Here is a 22496-nt window from a genome sequence, read left to right as displayed (position 1 = left end):
TTTCTAGTAAATGTGTTGCAACTCTACTATACAGGATTTATTCCTTTTTGTGTTTACACAACTTATTGTACACTACCAAGAAGGTTGTCGGAGTCAACAATCATCTGATTATTAAAAATATTCATTATGCCTTTGCTCAAAACAAAACAATCGTTTTACGTATTCCAGTCATTCCTAATTTCAATGACTCTTTAACTGATGCTGAAGAATTTGCTTCCCTTTTTAATTCTCTCAACATCGATGAAGTACAACTTCTCCCATTTCACCAGTTTGGAGAAAATAAATACAAACTTTTAGGACGTCGCTATGAAATGGAAGGAATAAAAGCCCTGCATCCAGAAGATTTATATGACTACCAGCAAGTTTTTTTAGATCATGACATTCACTGTTATTTCTAATCCACTCAAAAATCCCCAAAGCTAGTTTCAGTAGATTGAAACTTGGCTTTGGGGATTTCTTATTCTTTCACGAGCATCGAGAAAATCAAATTGCTTAATTGAAGTCGAGACTACTTCCTTTGGAAAAAAGATAAATCAATTGGCATTCATGGAATGCGGCATTGATTTCCTATTTTTCTGCAGGAAGTTTCGGTAAACCGAATCGTCTCTCCTATCTTAATTTACCAAATAATCACACGGTCTTCTGGGGCGCGCCACATGCCGTCACCTTCTTTGACATCAAAGGTTTCAAAGAATTCGTCAAAGTTTGGTAATTGGACATTGGTACGGAGTTTTCCTGGTGCGTGGACATCGACACTGGCGAGAAGTTGCATGTACTCTGTCCGAGCTTTCATGCGCCAGATGCGAGCAAAGTTGGTGAAGAATTCTTCTGCTGAGAAATCTTCCTCTTTCTTAGCCGCTTCAAGGGCTGCAGCGATCCCTCCGAGGTCTGCCACGTTTTCAGAAACGGTCAATTTCCCGTTAATCTTGGCACCGTATGAGTCTTGACCTTCGAACTGATCGATAACTTTTTGCGTGCGAGCAGTAAAGGCTTCATAATCTTCTGGCTTCCACCAGTCTTTCAAGCTACCGTGCTCGTCAAAGGAAGCACCATTGGTGTCAAAGGCGTGGGAGATTTCATGGGCAATGACTGCACCGATTCCGCCGTAGTTGGCTGATGACGATTGGTGAAGGTCATAGAATGGTGCTTGCAGAATTGCTGCCGGGAAGACGATTTGGTTTTGTTGCGGATCATAGTAGGCATTGACCATATTAGCTGGCATGTGCCACTCGCTTCGATCAACCGGTTGGTTCCACTTGCTCCAAGTATGGGCAATGGAAATTTGAGCCAATTTTTGAGCATTTTCCACCAAGGTCTTGTTCTCGTCGATGATCTTTTTGGCATACGTTTCTGGTAATTTTTCAGGGTAGCCAATATGCGGTGTGATGACATTGAGTTTGACAATGGCTTTTTCGCGAGTCTCAGGAGCGAGCCAGTCCGCTTTTTCTAAGCGATCCTTGTAAACCTCAATCATGGTCGCTACTTTATGCTCTACGTCTGCTTTCGCTTCTGGTGAGAATTTTTCGCCCGCATACCAGAGTCCAAGCGCTTGGCTATAAGGCCCTTCCGCCAAGGCCAGAGCGGCTTTTTCTTTCGGACGTGCTTCTGGTGTCCCTGTAATCGTACGGCTATACTCACCAGATAAGACACGGATTTCTTCAGTCAAGAAAGACGTCCAAGAAAGAGCTGCACTGAGTTTCAACTTGGCATGAAGGGTTTCCCAGTTGGCTGCTGAGTAGAATTTTGGCGCAAATTCCTTCCAGAAGCGCTCTTCTGGAACAATGATAGTATCTGGCGTTTGCCCGATCACTTCTGTAAAGAAGGTATCGAGTGGCAATTCTGGAACCAAGGCCTTGAAATCTGCCCACTCATAAGGATGGTAGAGTTTGTTGTACTCGGATTTTTCTTCGTTTGACAAGACATATTTGGCCAATTCTGCATCGGCCGCAATCACCTTATCCAGGATATCTTTGATTTCTTCCTCTGAGAATTCAAATTTTGGCAAGAGTTTTTCCATCATCTGGCGCCAGATAGCCAGTAATTCTGGGCCTTTTTCGTTGCCCTCTTCATAGTAGGTCGTATCTGGCAAGATAAGAGCAAGAGCTTCTCCCCACAAGACATTCATTTGGGCATTCTTAAAGTCTGGTGACACGCTAAATGGCAAGAGATTTGGTTTGCCAGCTAGTTCATAGGTGCCCAACTTGCTGGTATAGTCTTCAAAAGAAGACAGAGCCTTAATTTCATTGATCAAGGGCATGACTGGTGCTACACCAGCTGCTTCTCGCGCATCAAAATCTGCCACCATTTTATGGTATTTGACAAAGTTTTGCAGAATGCTGTCTTCAGGCAGCTCTTCTCCCCGTTGCCATTTTCCAGTGATATCCAACATCAAGTTTTCGATATCTTGGATCAAGTCCATAAAACCACCAGTTGACGGTTTGTCATCAGGAATCACAGCTGTCTCAGCCCATTCCCCATTGACGTAATCATAAAAATCATCTTGTAAACGTACCATGATCTTCTCACTTTCATTCTTTTCTATTAACCTTATCAAAAATAGGTCTATTTTTCAATGATTACAAAAGATTTAATCTAAATTATTTTAAAAATTAACTTGACTTAATTTTTTCATTCATGTATATTAATGGTAAAGGAGTAAAATCATGATTCAAATTGAACATCTAAGTGTTGCTTACCAGCAAACACTGGCCTTGGAGGATCTTTCCCTCACCATCCAGGGTCCAACCATCCTAGGCATTCTTGGACCCAACGGAGCTGGAAAATCAACCCTGATCAAGGCCATGCTAGGACTTCTCCCCCATTCGGGAAAGGTCCAGCTCGATCAAAAAGACCTCGGCCAAGTTCTTCAACGAGTGGCCTACGTCGAACAGAAATCCGCTATTGATTTCCACTTCCCCATCACGGTGCGGGAGTGTGTCTCACTGGGTCTCTATCCCCATCTTTCGATCTTCAAGCGAAAAAGCAAAGAGGATCTTCAAAAGGTGGAAAATGCCTTGAAACTTGTCAATCTTCTTGATCTAACGGATCGCCAGATCGGCCAGCTTTCAGGAGGGCAATTTCAACGGGTCCTGATCGCCCGCTGCTTGGTCCAAGAAGCAGATGTCATCTTTTTGGATGAGCCCTTCGCAGGGATTGACTCTGTCAGCGAAGACATCATCATGCAGACCCTCCAGACCTTGAAAAAAGAAGGCAAGACCATTCTGATCGTCCATCACGACCTCAGCAAGGTCCCAGCTTACTTTGACCAGGTCCTCCTCCTTCACCGCAAACTGATTGCTTTTGGGAAAACAGAAGAAACCTTTACCAAGGAAAATCTGCATGCAGCCTACGGGCATGAACTTTTTATAGGAGGTGGCGTCGGATGATTACAGAATTTATCGATGGATTACAGCAATTCCACTTCTTACAGAATGCCCTAATCACAGCTATTACCATCGGGATTGTCGCTGGCGCTGTCGGATGCTTCATCATTTTAAGAGGCATGTCTCTCATGGGAGATGCCATCTCTCACGCAGTCCTTCCTGGTGTGGCTCTGTCCTTTATCCTGGGCATCAATTTCTTTATTGGCGCCATTACCTTTGGACTTTTAGCTTCCATCCTCATCACCTATATCAAGAGCAACTCCATCATCAAGAGCGACACTGCAATTGGGATTACCTTTTCTTCTTTCCTCGCCTTAGGAGTCATTCTGATTGGAATCGCTAAAAGTTCCACCGACCTTTTCCACATCCTCTTTGGGAATATCTTGGCCGTGCAAGACCAGGATATGTGGATGACCATCGGTATTGGGGTGGCGGTCTTGCTGGTGATTTGCCTGCTCTTTCGACCCTTACTGCTCACATCTTTTGACCCCGTTCTGGCTCAGTCCATGGGCGTCCGGGTCAAGGTCTATCACTACCTTCTCATGGTGCTCTTGACCTTGGTTTCTGTCACTGCTATGCAGAGTGTCGGGACCATTCTCATCGTTGCCATGCTCATCACACCCGCTGCGACAGCCTATCTCTATGCCAATAGCCTCTGGTCCATGATGCTCCTTTCATCCGGATTAGGTGCTCTTGCATCCATCCTGGGACTCTTTATTGGCTACAGCTTTAACATCGCCGTTGGGTCTTGTATCGTCCTCACTTCTGCAGTCTTCTTTCTCATCAGCTTCTTTATCGCTCCTAAGCAGAGAAAGAATAAGCACGCTCTTTCACCTCATTAAAGGAGAAACACATGAAAAAAATCGCTTCTGTCCTCGCCCTCTTTGTGGCGCTCTTATTTGGCCTGTTGGCCTGTAGCAAAGGCTCTTCTTCCAAGTCCTCATCTGATAAATTGAAGGTGGTCACCACCAACTCCATCCTCGCAGATATCACCAAAAATATCGCGGGGGATAAAATCGAGCTACACAGTATTGTCCCTGTCGGCCAAGATCCCCATGAATACGAACCACTCCCAGAAGATGTCAAAAAAACTTCACAAGCAGACCTCATCTTCTACAACGGCATCAACCTCGAAACGGGTGGCAATGCTTGGTTTACCAAGTTGGTCAAAAATGCTAATAAAGTAGAAAACAAGGACTATTTCGCTGCCAGCGATGGCGTAGAGGTCATCTACCTAGAAGGCCAAAACCAAGCTGGAAAAGAAGACCCTCACGCTTGGCTCAATCTCGAAAACGGGATCATCTATGCTAAAAACATTGCTAAACAATTGATCGCCAAAGATCCAAAAAATAAGGACTTCTACGAAAAAAATCTAGCAGCCTATACTGAAAAACTGAGCAAGCTGGATCAAGAAGCCAAGCAAGCATTCAATAACATCCCAGCAGAGAAGAAGATGATCGTAACCAGTGAGGGTTGCTTCAAGTACTTCTCCAAAGCCTACGGCGTCCCATCTGCCTATATCTGGGAAATCAACACTGAAGAAGAAGGGACACCTGAACAAATCAAAACGCTGCTAGAGAAATTGCGTCAAACCAAAGTACCGTCCCTCTTTGTCGAATCCAGTGTCGATGAGCGTCCTATGAAAACTGTGTCTAAGGATAGCAATATCCCTATCTTTGCAAAGATCTTTACTGACTCGATCGCCAAAGAAGGCGAAGAAGGCGACAGCTACTACAGCATGATGAAATGGAATTTGGAGAAAATCGCAGAAGGTTTGAACAAATAAGATTCCAAACTGATTAGATTCTCAAACAAATCAGTGGCTCTTCCCCCTTCATTAATGTACAATGAAAAGAAAAAAGGAGTCTTTGCTATGACAACATTTTTAGGAAACCCTGTTACCTTTACCGGATCTCAACTTCAAGTTGGCGATACTGCTCATGACTTTTCACTGACTACACCAAACTTAGAGAAAAAATCTTTGGCTGATTTTGCTGGGAAGAAAAAAGTCCTCAGCGTGATCCCATCTATTGACACAGGTATCTGTTCCACCCAAACACGTCACTTCAACCAGGCCCTCTCTGACATGGAGGACACTGTGGTCTTGACGGTTTCCGTCGACCTTCCTTTCGCTCAAGGTAAATGGTGTGCTGCTGAAGGGATCGAAAATGCCATCATGCTCTCAGACTACTTCGACCATTCCTTCGGAAAAGCCTATGGCCTCTTGATCAATGAATGGCATTTGCTCGCACGCGCTGTCTTGGTCCTAGATGCGGACAACAAGGTCACTTACGTCGAATACCTAGACAACATCAACAGCGAACCCAATTACGACGCGGCAATCGAAGCCGTCAAAGCACTTGATTAAATGAAAAAGAGGTCTACGACCTCTTTTTCATTGCTATAAAATCCGATGGAGTCCATTCTTGAGTAAAAGTCGCCAGCGTAAGCGTGGGATGCCTCTGAGGAACTTCCGCACGCGCTTTGCTACCTGTTGCTTGTAGCTCTTGCCCCCTTGTGCAAAGGTTCCTTTTCGGCTCCAGTATCCTTCAATACTGCGATCATTCTTCGGAGCGAGATAGCGAACACCTTGCTGATAGAGAACCTGCTTGCGAAATGGCGGATCCCACGGTTTGACGGGATCGATATCCAAGTCCTTATGGGTCTGGCCCTTGGCTAAGCCATAATTGAAACTAGCTCCATTGACAATGCCATTTTCAGAAATCTGATACGGATCCACTTCGTTGAGAAACTGGCCACCCTGATCAAGGATATACTCTGTATGGAAGTTGAGCAAGACCTTGAAGTTCAACTGGACATGAGCACGAGATGGGAAGGCGAGCTGGCCGTCTTGATCCACATAGACCTTATTGTGGAGACGAGCCGCTGCATAAGCATCGATTTTGATCCCTTTTGTCTCCTGCAAGTAAGCTTGTAGCTCCTCTTCATCAGTCTGCCCCGCTCTGGCATAATGCTCCCGAATCCACTGGGCCTGGTAGGCAGAGAGCAGATAGCGGAACTGGTGGATCTGGCGTTTTAAGAGCTGATCTCCCTCTTTGCTAGCCAATGGATCCTGAGCAAAAGCTACTTGGATCACTCTTGAAAAAGAGGACCAAAAAGGGGAATGAGGGGGGCAATCTGGCCAGAACCGCTTCAGTAAGAAGGCAGTCTCCTCACAGGTCCCTGATAAATCCCGTGGCATAAGACAAAGGTGCATGACCCCTTTTAAGAGAGCTTGGGCACGGTCTTCCGTCAACCCCTGTAATTCTCTCTGCCACATCTCTTGGAAAAGAGGGCTGGCAAAGACAAAGACAGAGCGGTAACAAGCTCGCCTTCTTGCTTCATCTTCGCAAGACTGCAATCGGTTTTCAAAGTGGCCGAGACCTCTGGTCGTCCAGCCCAGTTTTTCCAATTCCTGTCCTTGCATCTGCCCCCTCCTTTCCATATTGTTTTCGGTTTATGCTTCTATACTATCATCTTTCGCCCTCCTAGACAATTCCTATCCACTGGCCAAGCCATTTTGCGCTTTTTTTGATATACTAGAAGGAGCGAAGAAAAGAGGACCCTATGACACCAAATAAAGAAGATTACCTCAAGTGCATCTATGAAATCGGCACGCAACATGAAAAAATTAGTAACAAAGAGATTGCGGCCCGGATGCAGGTTTCGCCTCCAGCCGTGACCGAGATGGTCAAGCGCATGATCTCGGAGAATCTCCTCATCAAGGACAAGACCCACGGCTATCTGCTCACCGAGCTCGGTCTTCAAACAGTTTCCGATCTCTTTCGCAAGCACCGATTGATTGAAGTGTTCTTGCTCAAAAAACTGGGATATACAACTGAAGAAGTCCATGAAGAGGCTGAGGTGCTCGAGCATACTGTCTCCGACCGCTTTATCGATAAACTTGACCAGATGTTAGACACTCCTAAGACCTGCCCCCACGGAGGAACTATTCCCCCAAAAGGACAACTTCTCATCGAGGCTTACCAGAACCGTTTGAGCGATGTCAGCGAACTGGGAACCTATCGTTTGCGAAGAGTTCAGGATAGCTTTGAATTGCTGAATTTTTTAGACCAGATCCAGCTGACCATTGGAGATGTCATTCTCTTCAAAGGCTATGATGATTACACCGGCCTCTATCAACTCCAAATCAATGACCAGGACATCCAGATCAATCATTTGATTGCCCAACAACTTTACATAGAAAAACATGCCCTTTAATCAAGGGCATGTTTTTTTCCTTCTATGGATTTTTCGTATCGAGGATGATAGTCACTGGGCCATCATTGATGAGTTCGATTGCCATATCTGCAGCGAAGACTCCTCGTTTGACAAGGACTTCCTTTTCCAACAAATCATTGAAATCATCGTAGAGCTGGCTGGCCATCTCTGGATTGGCTGCCCCAATAAAGGCTGGACGATTGCCTTTTTTTGTCTGGGCAAAGAGGGTAAACTGCGAAACAGATAGGATTTCCCCTTGAATATCTTTGACAGATAAGTTCATCTTCCCTTCTTCATCCGAGAAAATCCGCATTTGGGTGACCTTCCGCACCGCGTATTCCAGGTCCTTTTGATCATCATCCGGCCCCACTCCCACCAAGAGCAGAAGCCCATCCTGAATCTGACTATAGACTTGACCATCAATAGAAACCGAGGCCCTTTTGACCCGTTGAATCACTAATTTCATCTTATTATCCTATTTAAACAATCTATTGGGCATTCACCGCTAACCTTGAAAGAACATCGACATCAGACGAGGCAGTGAGACGCAGGCATAACTGTAGTTAGACCAGTCGAAACTAACGCAGTATGAAGTCGATTTTCGCAGAAGATTAGCCATTGGTACGCTTAACAGAGTACACCTCCGGCACACTCTTAATCTTATCCACAACCGTTGTCAACATAGACAGGTTTGGAATCCCGAAGGAAATGTGGATATTGGCGAATTTCATATCCTTGGTTGGTTGGGCATTGACGGTTGAGATCATCTTAGCCGTGTTGGAGAGGACTTGGAGGACATCGTTGAGGAGGCCTGCACGATTAAGGCCGTAAATATCGATATGGGCGATGTAATCCTTGGTCGTGTTATTGTCTTCCCACTCGACGTCGATCAAACGTTGCTCGTAGTTGTCTTGAGCCCGCAGGTTCATACAGTCTTGACGGTGGATGGCAACCCCACGTCCTTTGGTAATGTAGCCGACAATTGTATCTCCTGGGACGGGATTGCAACACTTAGCAATCCGGATCAAGAGACCAGAAGCGCCTTGGATGACAACGCCACCTTCATGGCGGACCTTGAGGGTGTCTTTTTTATTTTCAACCTTGACTTCGCCACCCTTGACCAGCTCTTCTGCTTCCGCACGCGCCTTGGCTTTTTCCTCTTCGCGGCGCTCTTCTTCCGTCAAACGGTTAAAGACAGAGATGGCTCCCACTTCTCCAAAACCGATGGCCGCAAATAAGGCCTCTTCGGTCTTGTAGCTGGTCTTTTGCAAGACCTTGTCCATGTGCTTCTTGTCCATGAACTTGTTGGCAATCATATCATGCTCATGGAATTGAGCCATGAGCAACTCTCGTCCACGGTTGATCGAGAGTTCCTTGTCTTGGTTCTTAAAGAATTGGCGGATCTTATTACGCGCCTTGCTAGTCTTAACGATATTGAGCCAGTCACGACTTGGACCAAAGGAGTTGGCATTGGTGATAATCTCGACCTGATCCCCTGTCCGTAGCTTGGAATTGAGAGGCACCATCCGGCCATTGACCTTGGCTCCGACAGCCTTTTCTCCTACCTTGGTATGGATCTCATAGGCAAAATCAATCGGACCAGAATCTTTTGGAAGGGAACGGACAGTTCCATCTGGGGTAAAGACATATATCTCTTCGGCCAGATAGTTTTCTTTGACCGTATCGACAAATTCCTTGGCATCATCCGCCTGGTCTTGGAGTTCCATCATCTCCTTGATCCAGTTCATCCCAATAGCTGATTCTTTGCTATTGACTTGGCCCTTGATCCCTTTCTTATAGGCCCAGTGGGCTGCAACCCCGTACTCAGCAACCTCGTGCATTTCCTTGGTACGGATCTGGAACTCGATGGGACCTTTTGGACCGTAGACAGTCGTATGGATAGACTGGTAACCATTGGCCTTACGGTTGGCGATATAGTCCTTGAAGCGTCCTGGCATGGGCTTCCAGAGCTCATGAATATAGCCCAGCATGGCATAGACGTCACTTGGTGACTCTAGGATACAGCGGATGGCAATCAAGTCATAGATTTCATCAAAGCGCTTCTTCTTATCCTGCATCTTGCGGTAGATGGAGTAGATATGCTTAGGACGGCCATAGATTTTCCCGTAGAGGTGGCGTTCCGCCGCATAGGACTCGATCTTTTGGACGACTTCTTCTACCAAGGCTTCCCGCTCGCGACGCTTCTCCTTCATCATATGGGAAATCTTGTAGAACTCGACCTCGTTCAGATAACGGAAGGATAGATCTTCCAATTCCCACTTGACGCTGGAAATCCCGAGACGGTGGGCTAGCGGTGCATATATTTCCATGGTTTCTTGGGAAATCCGCTCTTGCTTGTCCTTGCGTAAATGCTTCAAAGTCCGCATGTTGTGCAAGCGGTCTGCTAGCTTGACCAAAATGACACGGATATCCTGAGACATGGCCATGAGCATCTTGCGGTGGTTCTCTGCTAACTGCTCTTCATGGGACTTGTATTTGACCTTCCCGAGCTTGGTCACTCCATCAACAATCACTCGGACATCGTGCCCAAATTCACGTTCTAAATCATCTAGGGTCGCGTTTGTATCCTCGACAACGTCGTGCAAAAAACCACAGGCAACCGTCACAGCATCCAACTTCAATTTTGCCAAAATGCCGGCAACTTGAATAGGGTGGATGATATAGGGTTCACCTGATTTACGGAATTGCCCACTATGGCAGTCGACTGCATAAAGGAGAGCTTTTTCTACAAATGCAACATCCTCTCCCGACAAGTATTTTTTGGTAAGGGCAATAACCTGGCCCCCTGTTAAAGGTTCTTCTTTCGGCATCTAGTTTTCTCCACTTTCTTGCCTTCTATTCTATCACTTTTAGCTCTATATGAAAACTAGTCCGATTGACTTTCCGAGAAAGGGCTCGCTTCCCCAAAAATAAGAAGCACAATTCCCGAACTTAAAAATTTTTTTCTTCAGTTTTTAGGCTTTCTTTCGGATTTTAGAGGAAATTTTATTCAGTTATCATATAGAAATCCTACGAAAACGAATAAATTCTGAACAAAATAAGATATAATAGAAAGACATCATTTTATTTAGGAGGACAACCATGTCATCATTCCGTAAACAGGCTGCCCTATTCAGCCTTGCTGCTGCTTTCTTGGCAACGACGACTGCCCAAGCAGATGAAGCGACAAGCTCAAGCGCAACTGATTCGTCAGCAACTGCTGTCACAGAAGCTGCAACTCCTGCAACTAGCACTGAAGCATCCACTAGCAATAACACTCCGACTGCTAGCGGACAAGCCACTGCTACAGCAACCGAAGCGACTCTAGCTACACCTCAAAATAACGCCAGTGATGCAAAAGCGACCGCTCCAGTTGAGGGGCAAGAAGTCGATGTCCGCATCCTTGCGACAACGGACCTTCATACCAACTTGGTCAACTATGACTACTACCAAGACAAACCAGCGCAAAACGTTGGTCTAGCAAAAACAGCTGTCTTGATCGAAGATGCAAAAAAAGAAAACAACAACGTCCTCCTCGTTGATAACGGAGATACTATCCAAGGAACTCCTCTTGGTACCTACAAGGCCATCGTCAATCCCATCAAAGATGGTGAGCAACACCCTATGTATGCGGCTCTTCAAAAATTAGGCTTTGATGCAGGAACCCTTGGAAACCACGAATTCAACTACGGACTAGATTACCTTAAAAAGGTCATCTCTACTGCCGGCATGCCGATCGTCAATGCCAACGTTGTGGATGCAAAGACTGGTGCCTTTGTCTACGATCCCTATAAGATTATCAAAAAGACCTATACTGACAAAAACGGTCGTCCAGTCGATGTCAATATCGGGGTAACAGGCATCGTCCCTCCACAAATCCTCAGCTGGGACAAGGCCAACCTCGAAGGCAAGGTCAAGGTCAATGACTCTGTCCAAGCTATTCAAGCTATCATTCCAGAAATACGCAAAGCTGGAGCGGACGTCGTCCTCGTCCTTTCTCACTCTGGTATCGGAGACGACAAGTACGAAAAAGGTGAAGAAAACGAAGGTTACCAAATCGCTAGCCTCCCAGGTGTTGACGCTGTCGTAACAGGTCACTCACACGCAGAATTCCCAAGCGGAAATGGAACTGGCTTCTACGAAAAATATGCTGGCGTTGACGGCGTAAACGGTAAAATAAACGGTACACCGGTTACCATGGCTGGAAAATACGGCGACCACCTCGGAGTTATCGATCTCAACCTGCGCTACACAGATGGCAAATGGTCTGTAGTCGGAAGCAAGGCTGCCATCCGTAAGATTGACACCAAGTCAAAAATAGCCGATGAGCGCATTACAGCGATCGCGAAGGAATCCCACGAAGGAACAGTCAAATATGTCCGCCAACAAGTCGGAACGACGTCTGCTCCGATTACTAGCTACTTTGCCCTTGTGAAAGACGATCCATCTGTCCAAATCGTGAACAACGCTCAAACTTGGTACGCTAAGAAAGAGTTGGCAGGAACTCCGGAAGCCAACCTTCCAATCCTCTCTGCTGCGGCGCCATTTAAGGCAGGTACCCGTGGGGATGCTACTGCCTATACGGATATCCCTGCTGGACCAATCGCCATCAAGAACGTCGCTGACCTTTATCTCTATGATAATGTCACTGCCATCCTCAAGGTGACCGGTGCGCAACTCAAGGAATGGTTGGAAATGTCTGCTGGACAATTCAACACGATTGACCCAACGAGCAAAGAGCCTCAACAGCTTGTCAACCCTAACTACCGGACCTACAACTTTGACGTCATCGACGGGGTGACCTACGAGTTTGACGTGACCCAGCCAAATAAATACGACCGCGAAGGAAAAACAGTTAACCCCGATGCTAGCCGTGTCCGCAACTTGAAATATCAAGGCAAAGAAGTAGCCGCGGATCAAGAATTTATCGTTGTGACCAACAACTACCGGGCAAACGGAACATTCCCAGGCGTTCGCGATGCTAGCTTGAACCAACTCCTTGGATTGGAAAACCGCCAAGCTATCATTAACTACATCTTGGAAGAAAAGAATATCAACCCAAGTGCAGACGGCAACTGGCGCTTTACCGACAGCATCAAGGGGGTAGATGTCCGCTTCTTAACCGCTGACAAAGCTAAGGATCTGGTTGGTAAAGACGGAGATGTTGTCTACCTTGAACCATCTAAACAAGAAGGATTTGGAGAATTCCGCTTTGTTTATGTGGAACCAAAAGTAGAACCTGAAACAAAACCAGAAGAACCAACAAAACCAGAAACAGGAAACCCTTCATTTATCTTTGTACCGAACCATCAGAAACCGGCACAAGATGAAACCATCACCTTGTCTCATAGCCAACAAACCATTACTCTTCCTGCTCCAAGTCAAGAAGGAACTCGCCCTGCAGAAGCTCGCCAAGAAACTGCTAAGCCAGTAGTTGCTTCTTCTATCAGCGAAAAAAGCTTGCCTGAAACAGGAGAACGTGCTTCCATCTTAGCCCTTATCGGATTGGTGATGACCGGACTTGGCTTCCTTCTCCCATCTCATAAGAAAGAAGAAAACTAATTCTTTCTTGTTCTCATAAAGAAACGCGTGAAGATCTACCTTCACGCGTTTTTCATTAATTCTGTAACAACACTCACGGCACTGAGAGCGTAGAGTGGGGCCGTTTCCGCTCGTAGGATGCGAGGCCCAAGCCCTGCTAACACTGCTCCTTTAGCTGTAAAACTTTCAATTTCTGCAGGGGAGAGGCCTCCCTCTGGTCCAAAGATCAAGAGCAGTTTGCTTCCAGCTTCCAATCCGGTCAGAGACTGAAGTAAAGCTGCTGCCTCTCCTTCTTTAGCCGACTCTTCATAAGCCACCACGATTCGATCAAACTGTTCTAACTGAGCCAGAAAGTCTGCCTTTTTATCAAAAAGGGTAATGCTTGGAACAAGATTCCGCTTACTTTGCTCGGCTGCTCCAAGGGCAATTTTTTCTAGTTTTTCAACCTTTTTGACCAATTTCTTGCCGTCCCACTTGGCAACTGACCAGTCTGCAGGAAATCCCCAAATCTGGCTAGCACCCAGCTCTGTTACTTTTTGAGTGATGAATTCTAGCTTATCTCCCTTGGGAAAGCCTGATGCGATGGTCACTTGGACTGGCAGTTCCACATTGTCTGCTAATTCCTCGATTAGTTCCAACTGACGGGCTTCTACATTGACCACGCGCGCTAAGCGCTTAATCCCATCATCAAAGACTAAAGTAACCTCATCCTCTTCTTTCAAGCGCATGACCTGAAACATGTGCTTGCTGGTTTCCTTGTCCTCGATGGTGACTGGTGAACTAGCCAAGCCTTTTACAAAATACTGCTGCATGCTAGCCTCCAATCACACCGGAAACATCCTTGGTCTTCTTGAAGACGCAGGCATTCCATTCCCCTTGGATCATGTGGGTTTCAAGGAAAAATCCAGCTGACTCAGCCGACTCACGCACCATGTCCCACTTGTCCTTGATAATGCCACTCATGATCAGGTAACCTTCGTCCTTGACCAAACGATAAGCATCATCTGTCAGATGGATAAGGATATCCGCCAAGATATTAGCCACGATGACATCTGCCTCAATCTCCACGCCTTTAAGCAAATCGCCTGGGGCTACATGGATGTTTTCCATGCCAGGGTTGAGCTCAATATTTTCCTGAGCGACGCGAACCGCTACATCATCCAGATCATAGGCAAATATTTCCTTAGCACCCAGAAGTGAGCTAGCAATAGAAAGGACACCTGAACCTGTCCCCACATCCAGCACTGTTTCGCCGCCACGAAGAACATGTTCCAAGGCGAAAAGGCTCATCTTGGTAGTTGGGTGGGTTCCTGTCCCGAAGGCCATACCAGGATCTAGCTTAATAATCTTTTCCCCAGCAGTCGCCTCATAGTCTGTCCAAGACGGCACGATAGTCAAGTCATGAGTGATACGAGCTGGCTCATAGTATTTCTTCCAGTTATCTGCCCAGTCTTCCTCAGCCAAGGCAGTCGTCCCCATCTTGACCTCTCCTAGATCCATAAAGTCGGTCAATTCAGCGAGACGCGCCTGCAAATCCACTTCAACCGCTGCTACATCAACCGTATCAGGATAGTAGGCGGTCACCACAATTTCTTCTTGTTGCTCGACCTCTGGGAAAATTTCGCCGAAGCGGTCCACATTGCCCACATAGTCCATGCTGTCTTCAATCGCAACACCTTGGGCACCTAACTCGATCAAGAGGTTGGAGACTAGCTCCTCGCCTTCACGCTTCACTGTAACTTTTAACTCTTGCCATGTTTCCATCATTAAGATACCAAGCCCGTAAAACACAAATCCAAAATAGGAAACTCTCTGAAGACACTTGTATCTATGAGAAGTTTATCTTTTTGGCACAGTGTTTAGGGCGGGTTCAGTTTAGAAATTTAACCGAACCGTCCTTTCTATTTCTCTATCAATTTTTTCATGTAAACCATATCCATGCCTTCTTTTTCAGGCTCAATATGGGTTCGACGGTAGTCATTTTTCTCATAAAAAGCAACAATGCCCGCATCCTGTAATACCGTACACAAATCCCACTGTGTGATGGTTGGAAATTCCTTTTCCAGCAATTCCAATCCCTCAGAACCATACCCCTTTCCTTGATAGGGAGGTAAAATCGCTGCCGTTCCCAACCAAGCTTTCGTTAACTCTTCATTGGTCTGAATTCGTAAAAAACCTATCTTTTCTTCATCTTTTTTTACAAAGTAGTAATAGCTATTGGGACGCTCCACTAATTTCCACTTAATTCGTTCGCGGTCCTCGAGATAAGGGTCATATTCATCATGGTATTTTTCATAAACAGCCTTAAAGCTGGCTCTCTGAATTGCAATAATCGTTTCTAAATCTTCTGCTCCCGCTCGAACAAGTGTTATCATAAACTTTCCTCCAAATAATCCCTCAATCTCCCCTGTAGCTGAGGCACTGCCTGTTTAGACTTCAAAAACTCCTCAATAGGCATCAGTTTATAGCCCTGCCCTTCATCTCCAAAGGTAATATTGTCAAATTGTTCTTGTCTTAGCTGACCAACCATAAAGACCGATTGCTTGCCTTCAAAGATTACGCTAGGATAAATTTTTCCCCTAAGCAAACAATCTTCATTTAAATGAATTCCCAGTTCTTCATGAACTTCACGCGCTGCGCATTCAAAGGGACTTTCATCCCCTTCACGGCCACCACCTGGCAACTCCCACATGTTGGGACAAGGGATATCGTCCTTGTCATCACGTAAGATAGTCAAGACCTTATCCCCACAAATCAAGGCAATCTTGCAACCTTGGAAATCCATTCTGCTATCTAATAATTCCATGATATTTACTCTTTTCTATGATAACAATTACTCTCTAGGAATATACGAGCTAGCTTTCTTCAATCACCTTTTGGCACTCTGCATCCCAGTACGCCTGCCATCTGCCATGTTTTTTAGCAAAATAAACCGTAAACTCATCATTTACATAATCGGCAACATAGCGAAGATTAGGAGGATTTTCATCAAAACTTAATATCCAAGGATGGAAGTAAAAGGTTTTCTCCCACCTCTTCTGAGTATAGCCGAGATTCTTGGCAAACTGAGGGATAGGTTGTTGCAACTCGCTTTCCAAATGTGACTGAATGGCATTGTCAAAACTATTCAAACGAGCTAATAGTTGCTTAAACTGATCTTCCTCCTCAATTTTGAAATCACCTATGAACTCAAATTCTGCAAAGTCTATAGAAAATTCAAATAATGTGATTTTACCATCCTCAACATAGTGCCCATCTTCATCAACACAACAACGAGTTCCTGACTTCAATACTCGCTCAAAATCTAAATCCGCAAAGCGATTGCGGGGAAGGATCGACTCACGTTCTTGAGATTTTTGGGATTTTTTACTAAATAACTGCTTAAATTTCTGAAGCATCGGACAGCTCTCTTTCCTTTTCTCAGCTCACCTGAGTCTCTTCTTCCTGTATGGCTTGTTCCAACTCATCTAACCACTGCTGGTAATAAGCTTTCTCATCCCGCAGCATGCGGCTCACATCCATCTTCTGTCTGGCAAGCTTGACCGCCTTGTGTGTCTGGGCCAAATCCTTCTTGACCTTAAATTGATACCAGGCTTGGACCGCCTGTATATTGGTCAATTTCATCGACAAAAAAGACTTGACTCGTCGAATGGTCGCGTATTCCTCTGCTTTCTCATGATCACCTTCCAACAAGGCGATATGCAGTAGGGACAACTGGGCGGCCGTTTGAATCATCGGATTATCTGCCCTCTTCAGTAAAGCCTGAAAGTGCTCCTTAGCCGCCTCTCGATCGCCCTCTAAGATCAAGACTTCTCCCTGAAGGGCTAAGGCACCCTCCACAAAGCCTCCTCGCGCCTCCTCAGGGACAGGCCCAACAAAGTCTTTTAGGTCGTAGTCTTCTGGCGCTAGCAGGGTCTGAGCAGAATGGCGCAGTCCTAGATAAGCATAGGTTACATTTTCAGGATGGCGCATCAATTCTAACATTTTGGCTCCATCTGTAATCCCAAAAGGGAGAACATTGGCCAAAATGAAGGAGAGATTTAGACAAATCCATGTGCCTGCAAAATACCAACTCTGTGTCAGAACTCCAAAAAGGATGGATAAGATGAGTAAGGTCAAATGAACCAATATCCCACCTGAAAGCATCAAGATCATTCGTTGGTCACTTTCATCCTCTTTTAGTCCAATATACTGGGCGCCGACATTTTTCAGAACTGCCGTGCGGCTAAGACGAAACTTCCCTGCTTTTTTAGTCAGGAGGAAACTTCCCAAGCCTAAAGCAACGAAGCGATAGCCCGTCAGATAGCCACAAAAAGCATGCCCCAGTTCATGGAGAATGAAAATGAGATACATGCTACCGAAAGTGAAGAGATAGCCCGGTACAAAAACCAGTTGAAAGCCTAAATCCGTAAAGGCGATCGTCCCCAAGGCAAAAGCACCCATCAAGAGAAGAAAGGACAGGCCGTAAACCAGGTAGGTCCCAAGTTTTTTCATTGACTCTCCCACTTCTTCTTAATATCTCGGATGAGGGTAAAAGGTGCTTTCTTCTAGGCCAACTTTTCCTTCTTCAAAAACTTCTTGGTTCCAGACGATCTCAAAGCTCTCTGCTTCTTCGTCTGCTAAGAAATCCATGAGGTCATCCAAGGCCAGCTCGGCTGTATCCTTTAGGAAGGTCGCAAAATAAGCTAGAAATTCCCGAGACAAGCCTTTTTTCGGCTCATAAGGAATCGCTGTTAAATAGGCATCTTCTTCCACATGCGACTTGGCTGGATTGTAGAAAATGACGGCTTCTTCAAAGAAGATATCCTCGTCAGACTCTTCCCCCGACTCATCGACCAAGGCAACTCCTCCTGTGTTTTGCACTTCCAAGAGAAAAGCCACTTCTACTGCATGATTTTTCTTATCCCAATTGATTTCAAAGTCAAAGGGAAAGACCTTTTCCATTTCCTCTTCTAAAACATCCAAAAATCCATATTTAGACATCGTGTCCTCTTTCTAATTTCCCACTCTTAGAGCGTAATATGATACAATAGTTACTACAATCTTACCATAAAAACTGCCTCTTTTAAAGGAGACAAAGCTAGAAAGGAGACCCTCATGCCGGACAATCTCGCCCTGCGCATGCGCCCCAAAACCATCGACCAGGTTATCGGCCAAGAGCACCTGGTCGGTCCAGGGAAAATCATTCGCCGCATGGTGGAGGCCAACCGTCTCTCGTCCATGATTCTCTATGGTCCTCCAGGGATTGGCAAGACCAGTATTGCTTCTGCCATCGCGGGCACGACCAAGTATGCCTTTCGGACCTTCAATGCAACTGTCGATAGTAAAAAACGCCTGCAAGAGATTGCAGAGGAAGCTAAGTTTTCAGGTGGTCTTGTATTACTATTAGACGAGATTCATCGTCTTGACAAAACCAAACAAGATTTTCTCCTGCCTTTATTGGAGAGCGGTCTGGTCATCATGATCGGCGCAACGACTGAGAATCCTTTCTTCTCCGTGACGCCTGCCATTCGCAGTCGGGTGCAAATCTTTGAGCTGGAACCCTTGACCAATGAACAGGTCAAAGAGGCAATCCAATTGGCGCTGAGCGATCCCGAGCGGGGCTTTGACTTCCCTGTGACCCTCGATGAGGAAGCCTTGGATTTCATCGCTACTTCAACCAATGGGGACCTGCGTTCTGCCTATAATTCTCTCGATTTAGCTGTCCTCTCTACTAAGGAAGGGGAGGATGGCGTTCGCCACATCAGTCTCGACATCATGGAAAACAGCCTCCAGCGCAGCTACATCACTATGGACAAGGACGGAGACGGTCACTACGATGTCCTCTCTGCTCTGCAAAAGTCCATCCGCGGATCCGATGTCGATGCTAGTCTCCACTATGCCGCACGCTTGATTGAAGCCGGTGATCTACCCAGCTTAGCTCGTCGCTTGACAGTCATTGCCTACGAAGATATCGGTCTGGCTAATCCAGATGCGCAGATCCATACGGTGACAGCCCTTCAGGCAGCGGAGCGCATCGGCTTCCCCGAAGCCCGCATCCTCATCGCCAACATCGTCATCGACCTGGCCCTTTCACCCAAGTCCAACTCGGCCTACGTCGCCATGGACAAGGCTTTGTCTGACCTCCGTAAGTCGGGCAACCTTCCTATCCCCCGCCATTTACGGGATGGCCACTATGCTGGAAGCAAGACCTTGGGGAATGCCCAAGACTACAAATACCCCCACAATTATCCTGGTAATTGGGTCCAACAGGACTACCTACCAGACAAGCTGAAGGGGGCCTCTTATTTCACTCCAAATGAAAATGGCAAATACGAGCGAGCCCTAGGGACGACAAAAGAGAAGATTGATCAACTCAAGAAAAGGTGATATCGGTTCCAAAAAAATGAGATTTTCCCTTGAAATTTTTTTGAAATATGGTATCATATACATATAGAAACGCTGTGGTGTACGACTTCACACTTAAGTGTTGACCGACTATTTTTTGTATTATTAGGGAAACAAAGGACTTCTAACAGCATGCAGGCCGTATCACGCGGAAGCAGCTTCAGTTAGAGCAAGTTGCCCACCTGCTTAATTGCGCGGGTTCAATACAAACCGTGAAGTTTCGGCACCAATACAGCTTTTTTTTGCCTCCTTAGCTCAGTTGGTAGAGCAGTAGACTCTTAATCTATGGGTCGCAGGTTCGAGCCCTGCAGGGGGCATCTAAATCAACAGGAAAAAGCCTTGATTTATAAGGCTTTTTTGCTTGTCTATAACTGATTTGCCCCATCATTTGCCCCACATTTTTTTATGAGCAATCTTTCCAGACATCTCTGATTACGAAAAACAAAAAAGCTATCCTACCTTTGCAAATTTGGATAAGATAGCAGAATATTTTAATGCAACTCCAACCCAACTATTTGGAACTAGTAAAGAGATTGAGTTAGAAAAGAGTGTTCTTGAATCTAATGAATACTCTGATAAAGTAAGTGAGATTTTAAAAGCTGTCAAATACATCGAACATTTTCTAGAAACTGATGGACAATACTTAGAGGATTTACTTTACCTAACAAGAGGCAACCAACTATACACAAAAGATGGAGATGAATTGTATATTGATCCAACTTCTCCGAAAAGAACATTTCATAACCAATATGAACCTGGTTTTATTGTAGCAAGAGATAAATCCCCACTAGAACTCTTAATTGAAAATAAGGACCTATTAGATTAAATAAAAATAGCGAGGATATGAACTGCACCCCAAAAGTTAGACAGAAAAAATCTAACTTTTGGGGTGTTTTTAATCATTAAATATAAGCCAACTATCTATTTTATCTTTCGGTTTTTCCCAACTTGCAGTAACACGTATTCCTTTCATTTCTGTACTGGAAATACCTAATTTTCCGCCTTTTCCTAATAAATATAATGTATATTGCGAATCAGTATTTGCTTCATAAGAACCCTTGATAAATTTTTCATCTGTACTAACTTTCCAAGCATCTAATCTAGGAATACTAATTTTTATATCTGTTTTTTGAGCAGCTATATCCAATGATATTTCTCCTTCTTTAATTTCCCTTATGCTTACTTCTTTATTTTCTTTTAAATCTATTTCCCCTGACTTTGCTATGATTCCATCTTTAGATACTACAAAAACAATAGCTTTGTCTTGTTTTTCTTTGACTAGATCTTTTGGAAAATAAAATTTTTCTCCATTTGTTCTATTCAAAATATATTTTTTCCCCATCGCAATACCCACTGTATCTATTTTTTCTTTTGTTTCATTTTTTACTGTAAATGCAACATCAATATCATCACTATTTCTGTTCATGTAAAAGAATAAACCACAAATACACAGTGCTATAACCGGTACTAATAAAGCAATCTTCTTTTTCATCTTAACACACCTCCCTTATAGCTGACTTTTCAATAATATAATTCTTATGTGCTACTTTTTCAAAGTCCTTATCATGACTTACAACTACGATCGTCTTACCTTCATCATTTAATCTAATAAGTGTATCGATTACAATTTTTTTATTCTCATAATCAAGAGAACCTGTCGGTTCATCCGCCAACATAATTTCAAACGGTTTTATCATATTTCTTGCAAGGGCTACCCTTTGCTGTTCTCCACCTGAAAGTTCATAAACCTTCGATTTTAATTTGTCTGAAATGCCCATTTTATTCAAGGCAGCTTCTATAAGATTTTTCTTATTTTTTTCTTGATTGTATTTGGCAGCAAGCATCATATTTTCCTCAACCGTCATTTTTTCCACCAAAGCAAAATTTTGAAATAAATAAGCAATTTTTTCTCTGCGTAATAGCTCTCCTACTTTAGGATCTTTTATAGGATCTCGATTTGAAAAACAGGTTACACTACCACTATCATAATTTTCTAATGTCCCAATTATATTCAAAAGTGTTGTTTTTCCTCCTCCACTCTTCCCAAAGATACAAACAAAATCTCCTTTATAAATATCCAAACTAATATTTTCCAAAATACTGTGTTCCCCATATTTCTTAGAGACATTTCTTAAGGTTATTTGCAATTCCTTTTCTTTTTGCATTTAACACCCCTCCTTTAACCTAAGTACAATGCTTCTTTCACTTTTCTTTAGTTGTAAAATTTCTATGCCAAAACATATAAAGCTTCCACAAATACCTATTATTAAACTAATCAAAAGTTTAGACATACTCCAACCATCACTTGGTATAAACTGTCCAACATAACTTATTACTCCTGTTACCATAATAACCATAAATAAAATAATAATACTTATGATATAACCAACGATATTTTCAATAATTTTCTTATGATGTATATCAAAAAATCCATATCCCAACAACCTAGAAACATCTATTCGTTGTCCATGATTATAAAAATATGTTTCTTTATCTATTTTTAATAACGTTGCTAAAATAACAATAGATAAGACAAGATCAATAACATATATACTTGCCTCCATCTTATATCCGTCTATTCTTGAAACTATATCATCGTAGACTGAGCTGATATAGAGTATAAACGGTTCAGATTCTGTTTCTTCAATTATGTCCTTCAAACTCTCGTATCCTCTACTAGGCTCTTTAACATATGGATGTAGCTGACCATTTACTAAAGATGATAGTTTGATTCCGTAATCTGGGAGTAATTCTTTCCCATTTACTGCTACCAAAACATAGTTTTTCAAGTCTGCTTCATCAATTCTTTTGCCACTATCAAAAGAAAATACACTTTGATTATCTTTCAGCCTTACATATGTTTCTATAATTGTACCTTGTTTTTTTATATGATAAATTGTAAAATATAGTGCAACAAAAAAACTCATAGCGTTTCATTGGGGTAAACTGTAAGTATTCACACAA

General features: G+C 44.2%; 22 protein-coding genes, 1 tRNA gene, 1 other RNA gene and 1 pseudogene. 11 read left to right on the top strand and 14 right to left on the bottom strand.

All coding sequences use genetic code 11. The annotated features are described in order from the left end of the window. Positions 1 to 398: pseudogene (locus K1J10_RS07370) on the top strand (glycyl-radical enzyme activating protein); the annotation flags it as partial. A 221-nt stretch (positions 399 to 619) separates the two neighbouring features. Here K1J10_RS07370 and K1J10_RS07365 read toward each other — a convergent pair. Then, on the bottom strand, positions 620 to 2515 hold the full coding sequence (locus K1J10_RS07365; RefSeq protein WP_223356493.1) for a M13 family metallopeptidase: 1896 nt from the start codon (positions 2513 to 2515) through the stop codon (positions 620 to 622). 148 nt (positions 2516 to 2663) lie between these two features. Between K1J10_RS07365 and K1J10_RS07360 the strand changes: the two genes are divergently transcribed. The 4 genes from K1J10_RS07360 to tpx all read left to right on the top strand — a co-directional run bounded on the left by K1J10_RS07360 (position 2664) and on the right by tpx (position 5751). Then, positions 2664 to 3386 carry a metal ABC transporter ATP-binding protein gene (locus K1J10_RS07360; protein WP_223356491.1) on the top strand — a complete coding sequence of 241 codons (723 nt, stop codon included), beginning with the start codon at positions 2664 to 2666 and terminating at the stop codon, positions 3384 to 3386. Further along, on the top strand, positions 3383 to 4225 hold the full coding sequence (locus tag K1J10_RS07355; RefSeq protein WP_223356489.1) for a metal ABC transporter permease: 843 nt from the start codon (positions 3383 to 3385) through the stop codon (positions 4223 to 4225). The genes K1J10_RS07360 and K1J10_RS07355 overlap by 4 nt, the downstream gene beginning before the upstream one ends. A gap of 11 nt (positions 4226 to 4236) precedes the next feature. Beyond that, on the top strand, positions 4237 to 5169 hold the full coding sequence (locus K1J10_RS07350; protein ID WP_223356487.1) for a metal ABC transporter substrate-binding protein: 933 nt from the start codon (positions 4237 to 4239) through the stop codon (positions 5167 to 5169). A gap of 87 nt (positions 5170 to 5256) precedes the next feature. Beyond that, positions 5257 to 5751 carry a thiol peroxidase gene (tpx, locus tag K1J10_RS07345; RefSeq protein ID WP_040802778.1) on the top strand — a complete coding sequence of 165 codons (495 nt, stop codon included), beginning with the start codon at positions 5257 to 5259 and terminating at the stop codon, positions 5749 to 5751. 33 nt (positions 5752 to 5784) lie between these two features. Here tpx and K1J10_RS07340 read toward each other — a convergent pair whose 3' ends face one another. Continuing rightward, positions 5785 to 6810 (bottom strand): DUF3114 domain-containing protein, encoded by a 1026-nt coding sequence (locus K1J10_RS07340; RefSeq protein WP_223356485.1) that lies wholly within the window; start codon positions 6808 to 6810, stop codon positions 5785 to 5787. 140 nt (positions 6811 to 6950) lie between these two features. On the opposite strand from K1J10_RS07340, the gene K1J10_RS07335 reads away from it, so the two are divergent. Further along, positions 6951 to 7604, top strand: a complete 654-nt coding sequence (locus tag K1J10_RS07335) for a metal-dependent transcriptional regulator (protein WP_223356482.1) — start codon at positions 6951 to 6953, stop codon at positions 7602 to 7604. Between the two features lie 22 nt (positions 7605 to 7626). Here the strand turns inward: K1J10_RS07335 and dtd are convergent, their stop codons facing one another. Both dtd and K1J10_RS07325 read right to left on the bottom strand, forming a co-directional pair. Continuing rightward, positions 7627 to 8070 (bottom strand): D-aminoacyl-tRNA deacylase, encoded by a 444-nt coding sequence (gene dtd, locus K1J10_RS07330; protein ID WP_223356480.1) that lies wholly within the window; start codon positions 8068 to 8070, stop codon positions 7627 to 7629. Positions 8071 to 8215: 145 nt separating this feature from the next. Further along, positions 8216 to 10435 (bottom strand): RelA/SpoT family protein, encoded by a 2220-nt coding sequence (locus K1J10_RS07325; RefSeq protein ID WP_223356478.1) that lies wholly within the window; start codon positions 10433 to 10435, stop codon positions 8216 to 8218. A gap of 271 nt (positions 10436 to 10706) precedes the next feature. On the opposite strand from K1J10_RS07325, the gene K1J10_RS07320 reads away from it, so the two are divergent. After that, positions 10707 to 13166 carry a bifunctional 2',3'-cyclic-nucleotide 2'-phosphodiesterase/3'-nucleotidase gene (locus tag K1J10_RS07320; RefSeq protein WP_223356476.1) on the top strand — a complete coding sequence of 820 codons (2460 nt, stop codon included), beginning with the start codon at positions 10707 to 10709 and terminating at the stop codon, positions 13164 to 13166. A gap of 41 nt (positions 13167 to 13207) precedes the next feature. On the opposite strand, the gene K1J10_RS07315 is transcribed toward K1J10_RS07320, so the two are convergent. From K1J10_RS07315 to K1J10_RS07285, 7 genes are all read right to left on the bottom strand, one after another. Beyond that, positions 13208 to 13957, bottom strand: coding sequence for a 16S rRNA (uracil(1498)-N(3))-methyltransferase (locus tag K1J10_RS07315; RefSeq protein ID WP_223356474.1), 750 nt, complete (start codon positions 13955 to 13957; stop codon positions 13208 to 13210). A 1-nt stretch (position 13958) separates the two neighbouring features. Further along, positions 13959 to 14909 (bottom strand): 50S ribosomal protein L11 methyltransferase, encoded by a 951-nt coding sequence (gene prmA / locus K1J10_RS07310; RefSeq protein WP_223356498.1) that lies wholly within the window; start codon positions 14907 to 14909, stop codon positions 13959 to 13961. A 137-nt stretch (positions 14910 to 15046) separates the two neighbouring features. Next, positions 15047 to 15520, bottom strand: coding sequence for a GNAT family N-acetyltransferase (locus tag K1J10_RS07305; RefSeq protein ID WP_223356472.1), 474 nt, complete (start codon positions 15518 to 15520; stop codon positions 15047 to 15049). Further along, complete coding sequence (locus K1J10_RS07300; RefSeq protein ID WP_223356470.1) at positions 15517 to 15951, bottom strand: NUDIX hydrolase; 435 nt, start codon at positions 15949 to 15951, stop codon at positions 15517 to 15519. The genes K1J10_RS07305 and K1J10_RS07300 overlap by 4 nt, the downstream gene beginning before the upstream one ends. Positions 15952 to 16000: 49 nt before the next feature. After that, positions 16001 to 16543, bottom strand: coding sequence for a hypothetical protein (locus tag K1J10_RS07295; protein ID WP_223356468.1), 543 nt, complete (start codon positions 16541 to 16543; stop codon positions 16001 to 16003). Positions 16544 to 16565: 22 nt separating this feature from the next. Beyond that, a complete protein-coding gene (locus K1J10_RS07290; RefSeq protein WP_223356465.1) occupies positions 16566 to 17639 on the bottom strand; it encodes a site-2 protease family protein in 1074 nt (357 codons plus the stop codon). Positions 17640 to 17657: 18 nt separating this feature from the next. After that, complete coding sequence (locus K1J10_RS07285; RefSeq protein WP_223356463.1) at positions 17658 to 18128, bottom strand: DUF3013 family protein; 471 nt, start codon at positions 18126 to 18128, stop codon at positions 17658 to 17660. A 114-nt stretch (positions 18129 to 18242) separates the two neighbouring features. Between K1J10_RS07285 and K1J10_RS07280 the strand changes: the two genes are divergently transcribed. The 4 genes from K1J10_RS07280 (at position 18243) to K1J10_RS07270 (ending at position 20358) form a co-directional block, all read left to right on the top strand. Beyond that, a complete protein-coding gene (locus K1J10_RS07280; protein WP_223356460.1) occupies positions 18243 to 19514 on the top strand; it encodes a replication-associated recombination protein A in 1272 nt (423 codons plus the stop codon). A 66-nt stretch (positions 19515 to 19580) separates the two neighbouring features. Then, a non-coding RNA gene (gene ssrS, locus K1J10_RS10825) (6S RNA) lies at positions 19581 to 19774 on the top strand. A gap of 2 nt (positions 19775 to 19776) precedes the next feature. After that, a tRNA-Lys gene (locus K1J10_RS07275) sits at positions 19777 to 19849 on the top strand. 95 nt (positions 19850 to 19944) lie between these two features. Further along, positions 19945 to 20358: a helix-turn-helix domain-containing protein gene (locus K1J10_RS07270; RefSeq protein ID WP_223356495.1), complete on the top strand. Its 414-nt coding sequence runs from the start codon at positions 19945 to 19947 to the stop codon at positions 20356 to 20358. Between the two features lie 69 nt (positions 20359 to 20427). Here K1J10_RS07270 and K1J10_RS07265 read toward each other — a convergent pair whose 3' ends face one another. The 3 genes from K1J10_RS07265 to K1J10_RS07255 are packed head-to-tail and all read right to left on the bottom strand — an operon-like array spanning position 20428 to position 22459. Next, complete coding sequence (locus K1J10_RS07265; protein ID WP_195324320.1) at positions 20428 to 21024, bottom strand: conjugal transfer protein; 597 nt, start codon at positions 21022 to 21024, stop codon at positions 20428 to 20430. 1 nt (position 21025) lies between these two features. After that, the gene (locus K1J10_RS07260; protein WP_195324321.1) at positions 21026 to 21697 is read right to left on the bottom strand and encodes an ATP-binding cassette domain-containing protein; all 672 of its coding nucleotides are present in this window, start codon (positions 21695 to 21697) and stop codon (positions 21026 to 21028) included. Beyond that, on the bottom strand, positions 21698 to 22459 hold the full coding sequence (locus tag K1J10_RS07255; RefSeq protein WP_223356457.1) for a hypothetical protein: 762 nt from the start codon (positions 22457 to 22459) through the stop codon (positions 21698 to 21700). Positions 22460 to 22496 lie beyond the last annotated feature (37 nt).

The sequence above is a fragment of the Streptococcus australis genome, from assembly GCF_019930045.1.
Classification (GTDB): Bacteria; Bacillota; Bacilli; order Lactobacillales; family Streptococcaceae; genus Streptococcus; species Streptococcus australis_D.
Note: the sequence above shows the minus strand (reverse complement) of the source record. Positions and strands in the feature narration are given on the sequence as shown.

Coding starts and splice junctions, on each gene's coding strand:
- K1J10_RS07365 (WP_223356493.1), bottom strand. CDS start 2,515: ATGGTACGTTTACAAGATGATTTTTATGATTACGTCAATGGGGAATGG.
- K1J10_RS07360 (WP_223356491.1), top strand. CDS start 2,664: ATGATTCAAATTGAACATCTAAGTGTTGCTTACCAGCAAACACTGGCC.
- K1J10_RS07355 (WP_223356489.1), top strand. CDS start 3,383: ATGATTACAGAATTTATCGATGGATTACAGCAATTCCACTTCTTACAG.
- K1J10_RS07350 (WP_223356487.1), top strand. CDS start 4,237: ATGAAAAAAATCGCTTCTGTCCTCGCCCTCTTTGTGGCGCTCTTATTT.
- tpx (WP_040802778.1), top strand. CDS start 5,257: ATGACAACATTTTTAGGAAACCCTGTTACCTTTACCGGATCTCAACTT.
- K1J10_RS07340 (WP_223356485.1), bottom strand. CDS start 6,810: ATGCAAGGACAGGAATTGGAAAAACTGGGCTGGACGACCAGAGGTCTC.
- K1J10_RS07335 (WP_223356482.1), top strand. CDS start 6,951: ATGACACCAAATAAAGAAGATTACCTCAAGTGCATCTATGAAATCGGC.
- dtd (WP_223356480.1), bottom strand. CDS start 8,070: ATGAAATTAGTGATTCAACGGGTCAAAAGGGCCTCGGTTTCTATTGAT.
- K1J10_RS07325 (WP_223356478.1), bottom strand. CDS start 10,435: ATGCCGAAAGAAGAACCTTTAACAGGGGGCCAGGTTATTGCCCTTACC.
- K1J10_RS07320 (WP_223356476.1), top strand. CDS start 10,707: ATGTCATCATTCCGTAAACAGGCTGCCCTATTCAGCCTTGCTGCTGCT.
- K1J10_RS07315 (WP_223356474.1), bottom strand. CDS start 13,957: ATGCAGCAGTATTTTGTAAAAGGCTTGGCTAGTTCACCAGTCACCATC.
- prmA (WP_223356498.1), bottom strand. CDS start 14,909: ATGGAAACATGGCAAGAGTTAAAAGTTACAGTGAAGCGTGAAGGCGAG.
- K1J10_RS07305 (WP_223356472.1), bottom strand. CDS start 15,520: ATGATAACACTTGTTCGAGCGGGAGCAGAAGATTTAGAAACGATTATT.
- K1J10_RS07300 (WP_223356470.1), bottom strand. CDS start 15,951: ATGGAATTATTAGATAGCAGAATGGATTTCCAAGGTTGCAAGATTGCC.
- K1J10_RS07295 (WP_223356468.1), bottom strand. CDS start 16,543: ATGCTTCAGAAATTTAAGCAGTTATTTAGTAAAAAATCCCAAAAATCT.
- K1J10_RS07290 (WP_223356465.1), bottom strand. CDS start 17,639: ATGAAAAAACTTGGGACCTACCTGGTTTACGGCCTGTCCTTTCTTCTC.
- K1J10_RS07285 (WP_223356463.1), bottom strand. CDS start 18,128: ATGTCTAAATATGGATTTTTGGATGTTTTAGAAGAGGAAATGGAAAAG.
- K1J10_RS07280 (WP_223356460.1), top strand. CDS start 18,243: ATGCCGGACAATCTCGCCCTGCGCATGCGCCCCAAAACCATCGACCAG.
- K1J10_RS07265 (WP_195324320.1), bottom strand. CDS start 21,024: ATGAAAAAGAAGATTGCTTTATTAGTACCGGTTATAGCACTGTGTATT.
- K1J10_RS07260 (WP_195324321.1), bottom strand. CDS start 21,697: ATGCAAAAAGAAAAGGAATTGCAAATAACCTTAAGAAATGTCTCTAAG.
- K1J10_RS07255 (WP_223356457.1), bottom strand. CDS start 22,459: ATGAGTTTTTTTGTTGCACTATATTTTACAATTTATCATATAAAAAAA.